This window comes from Streptomyces sp. NRRL WC-3549, from assembly GCF_000721935.1.
Classification (GTDB): Bacteria; Actinomycetota; Actinomycetes; order Streptomycetales; family Streptomycetaceae; genus Streptomyces.
Window position 1 is genome coordinate 206,511 of the sequence record NZ_KL585381.1, and the last position, 15,588, is coordinate 222,098.

16 protein-coding genes are annotated in these 15,588 nt (G+C 68.1%); 7 read left to right on the forward strand and 9 right to left on the reverse strand.

Translation table 11 applies throughout. From position 1 onward, the window contains the following. From IH13_RS0101195 to trxA, 5 genes are all read left to right on the forward strand, one after another. The coding region (locus tag IH13_RS0101195) for a protein kinase family protein (protein WP_031080250.1) at window positions 1-1,654 on the forward strand (1,654 nt) is incomplete at its 5' end. A gap of 26 nt (window positions 1,655-1,680) precedes the next feature. Beyond that, the gene (gene sigM / locus IH13_RS0101200; RefSeq protein WP_031080251.1) at window positions 1,681-2,385 is read left to right on the forward strand and encodes an RNA polymerase sigma factor SigM; all 705 of its coding nucleotides are present in this window, start codon (window positions 1,681-1,683) and stop codon (window positions 2,383-2,385) included. Continuing rightward, the gene (locus tag IH13_RS0101205) at window positions 2,382-3,332 is read left to right on the forward strand and encodes a hypothetical protein (protein WP_031080252.1); all 951 of its coding nucleotides are present in this window, start codon (window positions 2,382-2,384) and stop codon (window positions 3,330-3,332) included. Before sigM ends, IH13_RS0101205 begins: the two co-directional genes overlap by 4 nt. Before the next feature lie 125 nt (window positions 3,333-3,457). Beyond that, entirely contained in the window at window positions 3,458-4,429 is a 972-nt protein-coding gene (trxB, locus tag IH13_RS0101210; RefSeq protein WP_031080253.1) for a thioredoxin-disulfide reductase, read from the forward strand. A 61-nt stretch (window positions 4,430-4,490) separates the two neighbouring features. After that, a complete protein-coding gene (gene trxA, locus IH13_RS0101215) occupies window positions 4,491-4,823 on the forward strand; it encodes a thioredoxin (protein WP_031080255.1) in 333 nt (110 codons plus the stop codon). A gap of 124 nt (window positions 4,824-4,947) precedes the next feature. On the opposite strand, the gene IH13_RS0101220 is transcribed toward trxA, so the two are convergent. From IH13_RS0101220 to rpmH, 9 genes are all read right to left on the reverse strand, one after another. Beyond that, complete coding sequence (locus IH13_RS0101220; protein WP_031080257.1) at window positions 4,948-5,565, reverse strand: GNAT family N-acetyltransferase; 618 nt, start codon at window positions 5,563-5,565, stop codon at window positions 4,948-4,950. Window positions 5,566-5,884: 319 nt separating this feature from the next. Next, a complete protein-coding gene (locus tag IH13_RS0101225; protein ID WP_031080259.1) occupies window positions 5,885-6,979 on the reverse strand; it encodes a ParB/RepB/Spo0J family partition protein in 1,095 nt (364 codons plus the stop codon). Further along, a complete protein-coding gene (locus IH13_RS0101230; protein WP_082317486.1) occupies window positions 6,976-8,055 on the reverse strand; it encodes a ParA family protein in 1,080 nt (359 codons plus the stop codon). Before IH13_RS0101230 ends, IH13_RS0101225 begins: the two co-directional genes overlap by 4 nt. A 288-nt stretch (window positions 8,056-8,343) precedes the next feature. Then, window positions 8,344-9,060 (reverse strand): 16S rRNA (guanine(527)-N(7))-methyltransferase RsmG, encoded by a 717-nt coding sequence (rsmG, locus tag IH13_RS0101235; RefSeq protein ID WP_031080263.1) that lies wholly within the window; start codon window positions 9,058-9,060, stop codon window positions 8,344-8,346. A 109-nt stretch (window positions 9,061-9,169) separates the two neighbouring features. Further along, entirely contained in the window at window positions 9,170-9,679 is a 510-nt protein-coding gene (locus tag IH13_RS0101240) for a Jag family protein (RefSeq protein WP_031080266.1), read from the reverse strand. Between the two features lie 13 nt (window positions 9,680-9,692). Further along, complete coding sequence (yidC, locus tag IH13_RS0101245) at window positions 9,693-10,967, reverse strand: membrane protein insertase YidC (RefSeq protein WP_031080268.1); 1,275 nt, start codon at window positions 10,965-10,967, stop codon at window positions 9,693-9,695. A 3-nt stretch (window positions 10,968-10,970) separates the two neighbouring features. Continuing rightward, window positions 10,971-11,330, reverse strand: a complete 360-nt coding sequence (yidD, locus tag IH13_RS40275) for a membrane protein insertion efficiency factor YidD (protein WP_082317479.1) — start codon at window positions 11,328-11,330, stop codon at window positions 10,971-10,973. Next, window positions 11,327-11,698, reverse strand: coding sequence for a ribonuclease P protein component (rnpA, locus tag IH13_RS40280; RefSeq protein ID WP_082317480.1), 372 nt, complete (start codon window positions 11,696-11,698; stop codon window positions 11,327-11,329). The genes yidD and rnpA overlap by 4 nt, the downstream gene beginning before the upstream one ends. 18 nt (window positions 11,699-11,716) lie before the next feature. Next, on the reverse strand, window positions 11,717-11,854 hold the full coding sequence (gene rpmH, locus IH13_RS0101250; protein ID WP_014047156.1) for a 50S ribosomal protein L34: 138 nt from the start codon (window positions 11,852-11,854) through the stop codon (window positions 11,717-11,719). 381 nt (window positions 11,855-12,235) lie between these two features. Here rpmH and dnaA point away from each other — a divergent pair, with 381 nt between their 5' ends. Then, a complete protein-coding gene (dnaA, locus tag IH13_RS0101255; RefSeq protein WP_082317481.1) occupies window positions 12,236-14,002 on the forward strand; it encodes a chromosomal replication initiator protein DnaA in 1,767 nt (588 codons plus the stop codon). A gap of 874 nt (window positions 14,003-14,876) precedes the next feature. Further along, window positions 14,877-15,588 (forward strand): DNA polymerase III subunit beta (gene dnaN, locus IH13_RS0101260; RefSeq protein WP_031080273.1); only part of this gene is annotated, 712 nt, incomplete at its 3' end.

Here is a 15,588-nt window from a genome sequence, read left to right on the forward strand (position 1 = left end):
CAACAGCGGCGACAAGCCGCTGACCGCCAAGGCGGACGCGGCCACGACCGACGGGACACAACCCCAGGACGCCAAGGGCGCAGACCCCGACGGCACCGACGACGAGCAGACGGGCCCGGGCAGTGTCCCGTCGGCCCCCGACCTGCACAGCGGTCACAAGCTCGCCAGGCGCTACCGGCTGGAGGAGTGCGTCACCCGGCTGGACGGTTTCAGCAGCTGGCGTGCCGTCGACGAGAAGCTGCGCCGCGCGGTGGGCGTCCATCTGCTCCCCGCCGACCACCCACGCGCCCGCTCGGTCCTGGCCGCCGCCCGCTCCTCCGCACTGCTGGGCGATCCCCGCTTCGTCCAGGTCCTGGACGCCGTGGAGGAGGACGACCTCGTCTACGTCGTCCACGAATGGCTCCCGGACGCCACGGAGCTCACCGCGCTGCTGGCGGCCGGCCCGATGGAGGCGCACGACGCCTACCAGCTCGTGAGCCAGATCTCCCAGGCCATGGCCGCCGCCCACCGGGAGGGCCTCTCCCATCTGCGGCTCACGCCCGGCGCTGTGCTGCGGAGCTCCACCGGGCAGTACCGCATCCGCGGCCTCGCGGTGAACGCCGCGCTGCGCGGCGTCACCGCCGAGCATCCGCTGCGGGTGGACACCGAAGCCATCGGAGCCCTTCTCTACGCGGCCCTGACCCGCCGCTGGCCGTACGAGAGCGACGCCTACGGTCTCACCGGCCTCCCCAAGGACTTGGGACTGATCCCGCCCGACCAGGTGCGGGCAGGTGTCCACCGGGGCCTGTCGGAGCTCGCCATGCGCGCACTCGCCAACGACGGCGCCACGGCGTCACGGCAGGAACAGCCGTGCACGACCCCCGACGAGCTGGCCAAGGCCGTTGCGGCCATGCCGCGCGTCCTGCCCCCGGAACCCGTTTTCACGGCGCCGCCCGAGTACCAGCGAACCACCTACCAGCAGGGCACCTACGGACGGCCGTCCGCCGTCCCTCCCACGGCGCAACCCGTCGTGCAGGCTCCCCCTCCCCCCCTCCAGAGCCGCACCGGCAAGGTGCTCAAGTGGGCGGTGTCCGCCCTCCTCATCGCGGCGCTCGGACTCGGCAGCTGGCAACTGGCCGAGACCGTCCTCAACCGAGGCCACGACTCGGAGCCCACCACCACGCAGAACACCGAGACCGACGGTGACGACGGCAAGGCCCCGGAGGCCGGCAAGCCCGTCACCATCGTCGACTCCCAGGACTACGACCCCCAGGGCAACGGCGCCGAGAATCCGAACACCCTGGGGAACGCCTACGACGGTGACCCCAGCTCCTACTGGTCGACGGTCGGGTACTACACCGCTGACTTCGGCAACCTGAAGAAGGGGGTCGGAATCGTCCTCGACCTCGGCGAGGTCCAGCAGGTGGGCAAGGTCGACGTGTCCTTCCTGGGCGGCACCACCTCGGTCGAGCTGCGGGCCACGGAAAGTTCCTCCGTCCCCCAGATGCCGGACGGGTTCACCAAGGTCGCTCAGGGCTCCGGAACGAAGGTCTCCCTCGCCCCCGACAAGCCGGTGCAGGCGCGCTATCTTCTGGTCTGGCTGACCAATCTGCCGTACAGCAGCGACGACGGTAAGCACAGGGGCAAGGTCTCGGACATCAAGATCACCAGCTGACGGCACCGGGGGAGGAGGGCGCACCGTTGGATGACGCCAGATTCGCCGACACCAGCGACCAGGACCTCCTGGCTCAGCATGTCGCAGGCGAACCCGACGCCTTCGGTGAGCTCGTCCGCCGCCATCGCGACCGTCTCTGGGCTGTGGCGTTGCGCACCCTCGGAGACCGCGAAGAGGCGGCCGACGCCGTGCAGGACGCTCTTGTCTCGGCCTTCCGCGCGGCACACACCTTTCGTGGGCAGTCCGCCGTCACCACGTGGCTGCACCGGATCACCGTCAACGCGTGCCTGGACCGGGCCCGTAAGGCCGCCTCACGCAGAACCTCCCCGGTGGACGACGCCGAACGGCTCGATCGCCTTCTGGAACCGCATGAATCAGCCGAGGCGCCCGCAGAACGGCAGGATCTGCACCGTGAGCTGCTCGCCGCCCTGGCGACCCTCCCCGCCGAGCAAAGGGCGGCCCTGATCCTGGTGGACATGCAGGCGTACCCGGTGGCCGAAGCCGCCCGCATCCTCGATGTCCCGACCGGCACGGTCAAGAGCCGCTGCGCTCGAGGCAGAGCCAGACTCCTTCCTCTCCTCACCCACCTGCGGGGCAGCGGCGGACAGGGCGGAGGCCGCATCGTGGAGAGGAACCGTACGCAGGGGGCTTCCGTCCCACCACCGGCAGGACCGCGAGACGCAGGCATCGGTGACCCTGCTGCTGTGAAGGGAGGAGGTGGTCACGCGTGACTACCACAGCTGACACGGCCGGAGCGGCTCAGCACCCGGAGATCTCGGAGCTCTCCGACCTCACCGAAGGACTGGTGCCCGCTGCTCGCGCGGCGGTCCTCCACGATCACATCAGCGCCTGTGGGCAGTGTGGCGACGCCCATGCCTCGCTGAATGAAATCCGCGCACTTCTCGGTGCTGTTCCCAGCCCTCCCTCCATGCCCGGGGAGATCGCTGATCGCATCGACGCCGCGCTCGCTGCGGAACCCCTCGTTGCGGCCGAGCCGAAGATCCCCACAGGTTCGGTTTCACGTGAAACATGCCGACGTCTTCCCGACGGCGCACCCAGCGCCCGCCCCACCGGCCATCCCCGGGCCGCCTCCGGCCCAGGCCGCCGCCCGGGCCGTCACCGACGCCGCACCCTGATCCTCGGCACCGCGTTCGGTGCCGCGGTCGTCGGGGTGAGTACCTTCCTGCTGCAATCAGTACAGACATCCGAGAACGCAGCTACGAAGGTGTCCGGCCAACAGGCCGAAAGCATGGCGGCGGCCCCCCGCGACTTCGCCGACGGCACGCTTGAGGGGCAGGTCCATACCCTTCTGAGGAAAGCCGCAGCTTCCGACGCAACGGCGGGCAGGGCAGCGGGCCCTGACATGCAGGCGCCCTCGGTGGACACCGAGTCGTCTCCGCGGAACACGACGTCACCCGCCACCGACGCCGCAGCCAACCCTCTTCTCGCCCCCGGGACCGAGGTTCCCCCCTGCGTCCAGCAGAGCACGGGGCGAGAGGCCCCCGCCCTGGCCGTGGAAGAGGGCGATTACCGGGGGACGGCTGCCTTTCTCGTGGTACTGCCGCACGCGACCGATCCGAGTCGCGTGCAGGCCTATGTCGTCGACGCGGCATGCGTGGGAGCTGCCTCCCCGTCCACGGGTCGGCTCCTGCTCTCCCACACCTACACGCGCTCCTAACGCCTGACCGCAAGCCGGTCAGGCGCTTCGGGAATGTGTGCACCGTAGGATCCGTTGGGTGGGGTGAGAGTCGTGGAACCGACCCCGTAGGCAGTAGGCAGTCCGCAGAGACGAGGAAAAAACCCGTGAGCGACGTCCGCAATGTGATCATCATCGGCTCCGGGCCGGCCGGGTACACCGCCGCCCTGTACACCGCACGTGCGTCGCTGAAGCCGCTGGTCTTCGAAGGCGCCGTCACCGCCGGCGGCGCGCTGATGAACACCACCGACGTGGAGAACTTCCCCGGCTTCCAGGACGGCATCATGGGCCCTGAGCTCATGGACAACATGCGCGCCCAGGCCGAGCGCTTCGGTGCCGAGCTCATCCCCGACGACGTGGTCTCCGTCGACCTGACCGGTGATGTCAAGACCGTCACGGACACCGCAGGCACGGTGCACCGCGCCAAGGCCGTCATCGTCACCACCGGTTCCCAGCACCGCAAGCTGGGCCTGCCCAACGAAGACAACCTCTCCGGGCGCGGCGTCTCCTGGTGCGCCACCTGCGACGGCTTCTTCTTCAAGGACCAGGACATCGCCGTGGTCGGTGGGGGCGACACCGCGATGGAAGAGGCCACGTTCCTCTCCCGCTTCGCCAAGTCCGTCACGATCGTCCACCGCCGTGACTCCCTGCGCGCCTCCAAGGCGATGCAGGAGCGGGCCTTCGCCGACCCGAAGATCAAGTTCGCCTGGGACAGCGAGGTCGCCACGGTGCACGGCGACCAGAAGCTCTCCGGCCTCACCCTGCGCAACACCAAGACCGGGGAGACGTCCGAACTGCCGGTGACCGGTCTGTTCATCGCCGTCGGCCACGACCCGCGCACGGAGCTCTTCAAGGGCCAGCTGGAACTCGACGACGAGGGCTACCTCAAGGTCGAGGCTCCGTCGACCCGCACCAACCTCCAGGGTGTCTTCGGTGCCGGCGACGTCGTCGACCACACCTACCGGCAGGCCATCACCGCCGCCGGGACCGGCTGCTCCGCGGCTCTCGACGCAGAGCGATTCCTGGCCGCGCTCGCCGACGAGAAGCCGGCCGAGCCGGAGAAGACGCCCGCAGTCTGAAGCTCCTCCTCGCCCACACCCCACGTAGTTCCACACACCCCACGAAGTTAAGGAGGCCGCCGTGGCCGGCGCCCTGAAGAACGTGACCGACGCCTCTTTCGACGAGGATGTCCTGAAGAACGAGAAGCCCGTCCTGGTGGACTTCTGGGCTGCCTGGTGCGGCCCGTGCCGCCAGATCGCGCCTTCCCTGGAGGCCATCGCGGCCGAGCACGGCGACCAGATCGAGATCGTCAAGCTCAACATCGACGAGAACCCGGCCACCGCTGCGAAGTACGGCGTGATGTCCATCCCCACGCTCAACGTGTACCAGGGTGGCGAGGTCGCCAAGACCATCGTCGGTGCCAAGCCGAAGGCCGCGATCCTTCGCGACCTCGAGGCCTTCATCACCGAGTAGTACCGCTGACGCGCTCATCACCGAGTAGTGCCACTGACGCGTTGTTTCACGTGAAACGGGCTCGCCCTTCGGGGCGGGCCCGTTCTGTGTGTGGACACCTCGGGCCCCTCTGCGCAGGGGAGGCTCAGAGGGGCCGCAGCGCCGGCTCCTTCTGTACGGCACCCAGCAGTCTGTCCAGCGCCAGTTCGACATCTTCCTTCCAAGAAAGCGTCGTCCGCAGCTCCAGCCTCAACCGTGGATATGCCGGATGGGGGCGCACGGTCTTGAAGCCGACCGCCAGCAGGTGATCAGCGGGCAGGACGCAGGCAGGTTCCTTCCACCGAGCATCGCCGAAGGCCTCCACCGCCCGGAAGCCCCGTCGCAGCAAGTCCTTGGCGACCGTCTGCACCAGCACCCGGCCAAGTCCCTGCCCCTGGAACCCGGGCAGGATGAAGGCGGTCATCAGCTGGGCTGCGTCGGGGGAGACCGGGCTCGTGGGAAACGCCGTGGACCGCGGCACATACGCCGGCGGCGCATAGAGGACGTAGCCGACCGCGACCTCGTCCACATAGACGACCCGCCCGCAGGAGCCCCACTCCAGCAGCACGGCGGAGATCCAGGACTCCTTCTCCACCTCGGGTCTGCCTGCTCTTACTGCGGCTTCCCCGCTGACCGGATCAAGTTCCCAGAAGACGCACGAGCGGCACCGCCTGGGGAGGTCCGCAAGGTTGTCCAAGGTGAGCGGTACAAGCCGACGCCCCATGTAGGCGATTCCTCGCTTCCTTCGCCCGCCGCATCACGCACGGCCGCCAGCGCATTCCGTTCTCGGAACAGGCTGCCGATGAACCCCCCGACAGCCCCGAGCCCCAATCCGACTGTCACCAGGTGGCTGCGATGCACTGATCGCACGGCCCCCGCCTCCTCTGAGGTGGTCACGGTGGTGGATACGCCATACCAGAACGCATCGTATCCACCCAGAGATGTTGCTGACACCGAGAGAAGGCAAAGGGCGGGCTGCGCCCCGGGTCGCCTCCGGAACACAGCCCGCCCTCTCGCCGTCCATCGTGACCGGCGGGCGTCTCTCAGTCTTCGTCCTCGGCCTGCTCCTCCGCGACGCTCTGTTCCAGCACGCGTCCCTCTCCCGGCGCGAGGCTGCCGAGAATGCGGTCCAGGTCCTCCATCGAGGCGAACTCGACGACGATCTTGCCCTTCTTCTGCCCGAGGTCGACCTTCACCCGCGTCTCGAAGCGGTCCGACAGCCTGGAGGCCAGGTCCGTCAGCGCCGGGGAGATACGGCCTCCCGCCCGCGGGCCCTTCGGCTTCGCGGAGCCGGCGAGTTCGGAACCACGAAGGTTCACGATCTCCTCGACCGCACGCACCGACAAGCCCTCCGCCACGATGCGGTGGGCCAGCCGATCCTGCTCCTCGGAGTCGTCCAACGACAGCAGTGCACGCGCATGACCGGCCGAGAGGACCCCGGCGGCCACCCGTCGCTGTACCGGCGGGGAGAGACGCAGCAGCCGCAGCGTGTTGGACACCTGCGGGCGGGACCGACCGATGCGGTCCGCCAGCTGGTCATGCGTGCAGTTGAAGTCCTTGAGCAGTTGGTCGTAGGCCGCCGCCTCTTCCAGCGGATTCAGCTGGGCTCGGTGCAGGTTCTCCAGGAGCGCGTCGAGCAACAGCTTCTCGTCGTCGGTCGCCCTGACGATCGCCGGAATGTCTTCCAGCCCCGCTTCACCGCAGGCGCGCCAGCGCCGCTCACCCATGATGAGCTCGTAGCGCTCATCGTCCACCTTGCGCACGACCACAGGCTGCAGGAGCCCGACCTCCTTGATGGAGGTGACCAGCTCGGCCAGAGCGTCCTGATCGAAGACCACGCGCGGCTGCTTGGGATTCGGCGTGATCTGGCTCAGCGGAATCTCGGCGAAATACGCCCCGGTCGCGTCCGCTCCCCCCGCGACACTTTCGAGGTCGGCGGGAGAGCTCGGCTCCGGTACCACCGGGCCGGGCGACAGAGCCGTCACCTTGGCCGCAGCCACGCCCCGGTCGGTGGTCCGCACAGGACTCGCCCCGGCCGTACCCACACCGGCACCGGGTACCGATACCTGCTTCTCCTGGGGAGCCGCGGGAATCAGCGCACCGAGCCCACGCCCCAGGCCTCTACGACGCTCGCTCACTGCATGCCCTCCGAATTGCTCTGCTGGTAGTTCTGAACGCCCGGCTGGGCATGCTGCTGAGCCTCGTAATGGATCCCGACGCCCCTCAGAGCGATCTCACGGGCAGCCTCGAGGTAGGACAGGGACCCGCTGGAGCCTGGGTCATAGGTCAGTACGGTCTGCCCATAACTCGGGGCCTCCGAGATGCGTACCGAGCGGGGAATGCTCGTCCGCAGCACCTCCTTGCCGAAATGGCTGCGCACCTCCTCCGCCACCTGCGACGCAAGCCTGGTCCGGCCGTCGTACATGGTGAGCAGGATCGTCGACACATGAAGGTCGGGGTTCAGATGCCCCCGGACCAGATCGACGTTGCGCAGCAGCTGGCCGAGGCCTTCCAGGGCGTAGTACTCGCACTGGATCGGGATGAGCACCTCGGCACCGGCGACGAGCGCATTGACGGTGAGCAGACCGAGCGACGGCGGACAGTCGATGAGGATGTAGTCCAACGGCTGCTCGTACGCCTGAATCGCCCGCTGCAACCGGCTCTCCCGCGCCACCAGCGACACCAGCTCGATCTCCGCACCGGCGAGATCGATGGTGGCCGGGGCACAGAAGAGGCCTTCGACGTCCGGAACGGGCTGGACCACATCGGAGAGCGGCATGCTCTCCACGAGGACGTCATAGATGGAGGGGACTTCGGCATGGTGGTCGATCCCCAGAGCCGTGGAAGCGTTCCCCTGCGGGTCGAGGTCCACCACCAGGACGCGCGCACCATGCAGCGCGAGCGAAGCGGCAAGGTTGACCGTGGAGGTCGTCTTGCCGACTCCGCCCTTCTGGTTGGCGACCACCATGATGCGCGTCCGGTCAGGGCGGGGCAGGCCCTCGCCGGCGCGGCCGATGGCCTCGACCGCCAGCTGGGCCGCCCGACCGATGGGTGTGTCGTCCATCGGCGGCGGTGTTTCACGTGAAACACCGTCCCCCATGGACTCGGTACGGGGACCGGGGACCGGATCGGTCATCGGTCCCGCGGTGTCGGCGTCGGACCGCAAGGATTCACTCTCCTCGACTTCAGGCTCGCAATGAACAGAGCCTGCCATGCTTTCGGGGTAGCGAACCAGCGAGGCCGACTCTTCTGTGGACGAATCCACTTCTGTGGACAACTCCGTAACCCGTAAGGGCTTGCGGTCGCGCGGCGTGGCGGCCACACGACCGCGACCGATGATTCCCTGCAGCAGAGAGCGACGTTTCACGTGAAACACGATGCCCCTGCCGCCGAGCGCCAAGGATTCGACACTCCGCATACAGTGCATATCGCTGCTTCATGGAGCATCAACCGCAATGCACATGAACAGGGCAAAAAGGTTGCCTTGTGTGGCCTGGCCTCCTCAGCGGCGCCGACGCGTCCGGCTGGTCCTCGCGGCCTTGGCCCGCTTCGCGGCGAACCTCACCCCGCCCGGGCTCTCCCCGACCACGACGCGCACCACCGTGGACATCGGCTCGACCACCCCCTGACCGACGTGCAGCACCTCGGTCTCCACCACGCCGAGCTTGCTCAAGGCCGCCCGGGCACCCTGGATCTCCTCCTCGGCCGTCCCGCCCTTGAGTGCCAGCATCTCCCCGTACGGCTTCAGCAGGGGAACGCCCCAACCCGCGAGCCGGTCGAGAGGGGCGACAGCCCGTGCCGTCACCACCTGGACGGGCGGAAGCTTCCCGAGGACTTCCTCGGCACGACCGCGCACGACCGTCACGTGGTCGAGGCCCAGCAGCTCGACGACCTCCTGGAGGAAGTTCGTCCGGCGCAGGAGCGGCTCAAGGAGGGTGATCTTCAGGTCAGGACGCACCAGAGCGAGAGGGATGCCGGGTAGTCCTGCCCCCGACCCCACATCGCACACGGTGACCCCTTCGGGAACCGCTTCGGAGAGCACCGCGCAGTTCAGCAGGTGGCGGCCCCACAGACGCGGCACTTCGCGAGGACCGATCAGGCCACGTTTCACGCCGGCGTCCGCGAGCAGCTCGGCGTACCGAACAGCCTCCGGGAAGAGCTCTCCGAACACCGCCCGCGCCTCCTCGGGCGCCTCGGGGAGCTCTGTTTCCTCCGTCACGGGGACCGTCCTTCCATACCGCACTCGCGCACTGTGGGTGGCTGACAAACAGGCTGACAAAGATCGGCCCCGCCTGCGTACAGACGGGGCCGAGCGTACAAGGGTCCGGTCAGGCCGGAAGAACGACGACGAAGCGCTGCGGCTCCTCGCCTTCGGACTCGCTGCGCAGGCCGGCCGCGGCGACGGCGTCGTGCACGACCTTGCGCTCGAACGGCGTCATCGGCTCCAGCCTCACGGCCTCACCGGAGCTCTTGACCTCGTCCGCGGCCTTGGCGCCCAGTGCGGCGAGCACCTCGCGCTTCTTGGCACGGAATCCGGCGATGTCCAGCATGAGGCGGCTCCGGTCACCGGTTTCACGGTGAACGGCCAGGCGCGTCAGTTCCTGGAGGGCCTCCAGCACCTCGCCGTCGCGCCCCACGAGCTTCTGCAGGTCACGCGCCGAGTCGCTGATGATCGAGACCGCAGCCCGGTCCGCCTCGACATCCATGTCGATGTCGCCGTCCAGGTCGGCGATGTCGAGCAGGCCTTCGAGGTAGTCCGCCGCGATCTCCCCTTCCTGTTCAAGACGGGTCAGGGTGTCGCTGCCCTCAGCGGCCGGGGTGATGGTGCCTTCCGTCACGGATGGACTCCTTCTACTTCTTGGACGGGTGCTTGGGCCGCTGCGGACCCTTGCGCTGCCCGGACTTGGCTTGGCGTGAGGAGCCGGTCGCGGCGGCCCTGCCCGCCTGCTTGGGCTTGTCGGCCTCTGAGGCGGCGTCCCGCTTCGTCAGTGAGGTCTTGGAACCGGCCTCGTCGGCCGTTCCGGAGTCCTTGGAGGCACCGGGCTGGGTGGTGGCCGTCTGACGCTTCGCCTTCGTCTGGCGCTTGGGCTGCTGCCGCTTCGGCGCGGTGCCACCCTCGGCTTCGGTGAGGGCCGCTTCGCTCTTCACCACGGACCCGTCCTCCTGGGCGGCGAGACCCAGCTTGCCGAGACCGGTGATGAACTTGCGCTCGATGTCGTTGCGGTCCGGCCCCTTGGCCACGATCCGCTTCAGGGTGTTGCGCCGCGTCCTGCCCCGTACCTGACCGTGCGTGGTCACGCTCTTCAGCAGCCGGTTCAGGTACTGCTCCTGCGCCTTGCTGCCGGGAGTCGGGTTCTGGTTGATCACGTACATCTGCTGACCCATGGTCCAGACGTTGGTGGTCAGCCAGTAGACGAGGACACCGACGGGGAAGTTGATCCCCATGACCGCGAAGATCAGGGGGAAGACGTACATCAGCATCTTCTGCTGCTGCATGTACGGGGTCTTGACCGTCAGGTCGACGTTCTTCGTCATCAGCTGGCGCTGGGTGAAGAACTGCGAGGCCGACATCATCACGATCATGATCGCGGTGACGACGCGGACATCGGTCAGCGAGGCACCGAGCGCCGCGACCTTGTCGTGGCTGTCCATGAACTTCGCGGCCAGCGGAGCACCGAAGATGTGTGCCTGACGCGCGCTGTCGAGCAGCGGCTGGTCGATGACACCGATCGTCTTGCCCGAGGCGATGGCCGAGAGCACGTGGTACAGGGCGAAGAAGAACGGTGACTGCGCCAGGATGGGAAGGCACGAGGAGAGCGGGTTGGTCCCGGTCTCCTTGTACAGCTTCATCATCTCTTCGGACTGACGCTGCTTGTCGCTCTTGTAGCGCTCCTGGATCGCCTTCATCTTCGGCTGGAGCACCTGCATGTTGCGGGTCGACTTGATCTGCTTCACGAAGAGCGGGATCAGGCAGATCCGGATCAGGACCACCAGGGACACGATGGACAGGCCCCAGGCCCAGCCGGTGTCGTCACCGAAGATCCAACCGTAGAACTTGTGGAACTGGACGATGACCCACGAGACGGGCCAGGTGATAAAGCTGAACAGACTGGCAATCGTGTCCACTAATCAGGCTCCTTGAGCATTGGGCGAGGTCTCTGTGGCCGGGCTCGAAGAGTCGGACACCGACCCCCGGGCAGGCACATCGGCGGCGGAGTCCCCGCCCTTGCCGCGACCCGCATGGCTGCGCAGCAGTTCGTGCCAACGCGGACGTTTGCGTGGCGGTACGTGATCCACGCCGCCGGGTGACCACGGATTGCAACGCAGGATGCGCCACGCGGTGAGCGCCGTTCCCTTGATCGCTCCGTGCCGGTCGATCGCCGTATATCCATAGTGGGAACACGACGGGTAGTAACGGCAGACAGGCCCGAGAAGCGGGCTGATCGTCCACTGATACAGCTTGATGAGAGCCAGCAGCGGGTACTTCATCGCGCGCCCCCTCCCAGCAGCCGCTCCAGAGCGGCGTCCAGGTCTCGGGCCAGCTGAGCGTGATCGGCGTCGCCCGAACCGGGCAACGCTCGTACGACAACAAGGCTACCGGGGGGCAGCTGAGCCAGCCGGTCGCGCACCAGGTGGCGAAGCCTGCGCTTCACCGCGGTACGGACGACCGCTCCACCCACTGCCTTGCTGACAACGAAACCCGCACGTGGCGGGGGAAGGCTCTCCCCCGGCACGTGCGGGTCCGTAGCACCGCTGCGTAGATGTACGACGAGCGACGGGCGGCCGGCCCGGCGTCCCCGTCGTACCGCGGTCGCGAAGTCCTCGCGCCGCCTCAGCCGGTTCTCGGTAGGCAGCACGTCATGACCTGGCCGCGATCAGGCGGACAGGTTGGCGCGACCCTTGCCACGGCGGTTCGCGAGAATCGCGCGGCCGGCACGGGTACGCATACGCAGCCGGAAGCCGTGGGTCTTGGCGCGACGACGGTTGTTCGGCTGGAAGGTGCGCTTGCTCACTCGGGGGCTCCAGAAATGATTCGTGTGTTGGCGGGACATCGCCTGGCTGTCACCGTGCGCCCACGAGGAACTCGCGTATACGCCTTAGTGCACCGCTTCACAATCACAGATCGTGATGTTTGCCCATCGGAGGCAGGCGGCAGCAGCCATCGACAACTCGACTTCCACACGGTACGCGCGGCCGCTTCATTCGGTCAAACCAGCTCCGCGCCACCCCGTTCTGTACACAGCCTGTGGACAACGACTTGAACCGCGCGGGTCGGCCTGACTACCGTGGCTGGGCTCCGGTTCCTTTCCTTCCCCCCTGCCGGGCCTCACCCGACCCGACCCATCCCGTCCCGAGAAGCACACATTCGTGGGACATGCGAGAGAGCGTGCCTTGTGGCTGATGTACCTGCCGATCTTGCCGCAGTGTGGCCACGCGTGCTGGACCAACTCCTCGGGGAGGGCCAGCAGGGCATCGAGCCGAAGGACAAGCAGTGGATCGAGCGCTGCCAGCCGCTGGCACTCGTGGCGGACACCGCGCTGCTGGCCGTGCCCAACGAATGGGGCAAGCGCGTCCTGGAGGGCCGGCTCGCGCCGCTGATCAGTGAGACGCTCACCCGGGAGTGCGGGCGTCCGATCCGGATCGCGATCACGGTCGACGACTCGGCGAACGAACCGCCGACCCCGCCCGCGCCGCCCATGCACCCGCAGCACCAGTCCCAGGGCCACCAGCCCCACCGCTACCAGGGGCCGCCGCGGGACGAGCCCCCGCACAACGACGTGTACGACGGCTACGGGCACCGCCCGTCCGACGACGGCATGCCCACGGCCCGCCCCGCCTACCCGGAGTACCAGCAGCAGCGTCCCGGCGCCTGGCCCCGCAGCCAGGAGGACCTGTCCTGGCAGCCGCGGCACGGCGGTTACCAGGACATGGACCCGTACGCGAGCACGCGTTCCCAGCAGCCGCAGCACGACTACCGGCCGCAGCCGCCCGAGCGCCAGGGCTACGAACCGCAGCGCGACGGACGCGACCTCCAGGAGCAGCAGCCCCCGCACCACCAGGGCGGCCCCGGCCGGGCGGGCGGCCCGCCCGGACCGCAGTCCGCGCCGGCACCGGGGACGAACGAGGCGCACGCACGGCTGAACCCGAAGTACCTCTTCGACACCTTCGTCATCGGCGCGTCCAACCGCTTCGCGCACGCCGCGGCCGTGGCCGTGGCCGAGGCACCCGCGAAGGCGTACAACCCCTTGTTCATCTACGGGGAGTCGGGACTCGGCAAGACCCATCTCCTGCACGCCATCGGCCATTACGCGCGCAGCCTCTACCCGGGCACCCGGGTGCGGTACGTGAGCTCCGAGGAGTTCACCAACGAGTTCATCAACTCGATCCGTGACGGCAAGGGCGACACGTTCCGCAAGCGGTACCGGGACGTGGACATCCTGCTGGTCGACGACATCCAGTTCCTGGCGAGCAAGGAGTCGACGCAGGAGGAGTTCTTCCACACCTTCAACACCCTGCACAACGCCAACAAGCAGATCGTGCTCTCCTCCGACCGGCCGCCCAAGCAGCTGGTGACGCTGGAGGACCGGCTGCGCAACCGCTTCGAGTGGGGTCTGACCACCGATGTGCAGCCGCCCGAGCTGGAGACGCGTATCGCGATCCTGCGGAAGAAGGCGGTGCAGGAACAGCTCAACGCCCCGCCGGAGGTCCTCGAGTTCATCGCCTCGCGGATCTCACGCAACATCCGCGAACTGGAGGGCGCGCTCATCCGCGTGACCGCCTTCGCCAGCCTCAACCGCCAGCCGGTGGACCTGGGGCTGACCGAGATCGTGCTGAAGGACCTGATCCCGGGCGGCGAGGACACCGCGCCCGAGATCACCGCCCCCGCCATCATGGCGTCCACCGCCGACTACTTCGGGCTGACGGTGGAGGACCTCTGCGGTTCCTCGCGCAGCCGCGTGCTGGTGACGGCGCGCCAGATCGCCATGTACCTCTGCCGGGAGCTCACCGATCTCTCCCTGCCCAAGATCGGGGCGCAGTTCGGCGGCCGTGACCACACGACCGTCATGCACGCCGACCGGAAGATCCGTGCGCTGATGGCCGAGCGGCGCTCCATCTACAACCAGGTCACCGAGCTGACCAACCGCATCAAGAACGGCTGACACCGGGCCGCCACGCCCCGTGCCCCCGTCGAAGGGCGCCCACGAGGACCGCGTACAGCGGCCCCGTCGGGCGCCCTTCGACGTATCCGCCCACGGCGCTTGTTCGAATAACAGCGGCCACCTGGGGCTTCTCCACAGATGAGGGCCAGATCTCGCGTCCACAGCCTGGGGACTGGGAAGTTGTCCATATTGCGTCCACAGGGCGCTCTGCCGATACTCCATCAGTCCAGGTCATGCGCCTGGGGATTTGTGGCCAACCGTGATCCACAGCCTGTGGACAAACATCTGCTCCGGAGGCGCCTACCCCTGTTGTCCACCGGTGGCCCACAGGTCGGCCCCTGTTGTCCCCAGGTTTTCCCCGGTTCCCCACAGCCCTGTCCACTGTTCGGCAACGCAACACCCCTCTTCACTGCCGAGAGTGAAAGGCGTCACACCAAGGGCCTCGATTGAGCTGTGGGGAACGTGGGTAAAGCTGGGGACAGCCCTGGGGAGAAGTGCACCCTGCCTGTGCATCGGGTGTGCAGAACTTTCGCGTGTCCACAGAGACGCCTAGTTGTCCACGGGTGTCACCCACAGGCGCGGTGGACAAAAAACCGCTACTGACCTGCGCAAACGACGTTTTCCACGGTTTCCACAGGGCCTACTACTACTACCACCCAGAGTTAGCCCGGAATCCGCTTCGAAGTGGGGCCTGTGCACAACTCGGCCCTGGAGCGTCACGCGCCTCTCGACGCGACTTGACCCCGAGCAGCAACGAGTGTCGGTGCCGTACGTCAGACTGGACCCCGGCGGTCTCCCCGGCCCATCGGCAGGGAGCCCCCACCAGACGACGAAGGCCAGCAGGGCGAGCGAGCAACAGCAGGAGGCGGTTCCGGTGAAGATCCGGGTGGAGCGCGATGTACTCGCGGAGGCGGTGGCCTGGGTGGCCCGCAGCCTCCCGGCCCGTCCGCCGGCGCCCGTTCTCGCGGGCCTTCTGCTGAAGGCCGAGGACGGAGCCCTCAGCTTCTCCAGCTTCGACTACGAGGTGTCGGCACGGGTCTCGGTGGACGCCGAGATCGAGGAGGACGGCACGGTCCTCGTCTCCGGCCGGCTCCTCGCCGACATCTGCCGCGCCCTGCCCAACCGCCCGGTGGAGATCTCCACCGACGGTGTACGGGCCACCGTGGTCTGCGGCTCCTCGCGGTTCACCCTCCACACCCTGCCCGTGGAGGAGTACCCGGCGCTGCCGACCATGCCGACGGCCACCGGCACCGTGCCCGGTGAGGTCTTCGCCTCCGCCGCCGCCCAGGTCGCCATCGCGGCCGGACGGGACGACACCCTGCCGGTGCTCACGGGCGTCCGCATCGAGATCGAGGGCGACACGGTCACCCTCGCCTCCACCGACCGCTACCGCTTCGCGGTCCGCGAGTTCCTGTGGAAGCCGGAGAACGCGGACGCCTCGGCCGTCGCCCTGGTGCCCGCCAAGACGCTCCTGGACACAGCCAAGGCGCTCACCAGTGGTGACACGGTCACCCTGGCGCTGTCCGGATCGGGTGCCGGCGAGGGCCTCATCGGCTTCGAGGGCGCCGGCCGCCGCACGACGACGC